1 protein-coding gene is annotated in these 1,378 nt (G+C 70.4%); it reads left to right on the top strand.

All coding sequences use genetic code 11. The features are described 5' to 3' along the window. A partial coding sequence (locus tag WS69_RS07495; protein ID WP_059470174.1) for an efflux transporter outer membrane subunit occupies window positions 1-1,378 on the top strand: 1,378 nt, incomplete at both ends.

Here is a 1,378-nt window from a genome sequence, read left to right as displayed (position 1 = left end):
CCGACGGCGTCTACGCCACGCAGCCGGGCGCCGCGTCCGGCGCGCGCAGCGCGAACGGCCAGGCGGCCGTCGACATCGGCTGGCGCGAGTTCTTCGTCGATCCGCGCCTGCAGCGCTTGATCGAGATCGCGCTGAAGAACAACCGCGACCTGCGCGTGTCGGTGCTGAACGTCGAGGCTTCGCGCGCGCAGTATCAGATCACGCGCGCGGGCCTCTTCCCGACGCTCGACGGCACGGGCACGGGTGCGATCCAGCGCTATCCGGCCGGCGTGTCCACCACCGGCGCGCCGCTCATCACGCGGGCGTACAACGTCGGCGTGTCCGCGTCATGGGAGCTCGACCTGTTCGGCCGCGTGCAGAGCCTGAAGGACCAGGCGCTCGCGCAGTACTTCGCGACCGCGCAGGCCCGCAAGGCGGCGGAGATCGCGCTCGTCGCGAGCGTCGCCGACCAGTACCTGACGCTGCTGTCGACCGACGACCTGCTGCAGGTCACGGAGAACACGCTGAAGTCGGCGCGCGCGTCGTACGACCTGACGAAGCTGCAGTTCGACAACGGCACTGGCTCGGAGCTCGATCTGCGGCAGGCGCAGACGGTCGTCGAGACGGCGCTCGCGAACCAGCAGGCGCAGGCGCGGGCGCGCGCGCAGGCGGTCAACGCGCTCGTGCTGCTGGTTGGCGAGCCGTTGCCCGACGATCTGCCGGCCGGCTTGCCGCTCAACGCGCAGAACCTGCTGACCGACATTCCGGCCGGGCTGCCGTCCGATCTGCTGACGCGCCGGCCGGACATCATGCAGGCGGAAGAGACGCTGCGCGCGGCGAACGCGAACATTGGCGCGGCGCGCGCGGCATTCTTCCCGAAGATCTCGCTGACGGGCGCGTTCGGCACCGCGAGCCCGACGTTGGGCGGTCTCTTCAAGGCCGGCACGGCGGCGTGGTCGTTCGCGCCGAGCATCGCGCTGCCGATCTTCGAGGGCGGGCAGAACATCGCGAATCTCGATCTCGCGCACGTGCAGAAGCGCATCGAGATCGCGAACTACGAGAAGGCGATCCAGAGCGCGTTCCGCGAAGTGTCGGACGGGCTCGCCGCGCGCGGCACGTACGATCAGCAGATCGCGGCGCTCGAGCGCAACGAGCACGCGCAGCAGCGCCGCTACGATCTGTCGGATCTGCGCTACAAGAACGGCGTCGACAGCTACCTGTCGGTGCTGACCGCGCAGACCGATCTGTACTCGGCGCAGCAGCAGCTGATCAGCGCGCGGCTCGCGCGCTGGTCGAATCTCGTCGACCTGTATCGTTCGCTCGGCGGCGGCTGGATCGAGCGCGCGGGCGAGACGCCGCGTCCGGCCGACGCGCCGGCCGACTACGGCAAGGCGGCGGC

It is taken from the genome of Burkholderia sp. BDU5, from assembly GCF_001522845.1.
In the GTDB taxonomy this organism is placed as follows: domain Bacteria; phylum Pseudomonadota; class Gammaproteobacteria; order Burkholderiales; family Burkholderiaceae; genus Burkholderia; species Burkholderia mayonis.
This window is presented reverse-complemented; position numbering and strand designations above follow the sequence as displayed.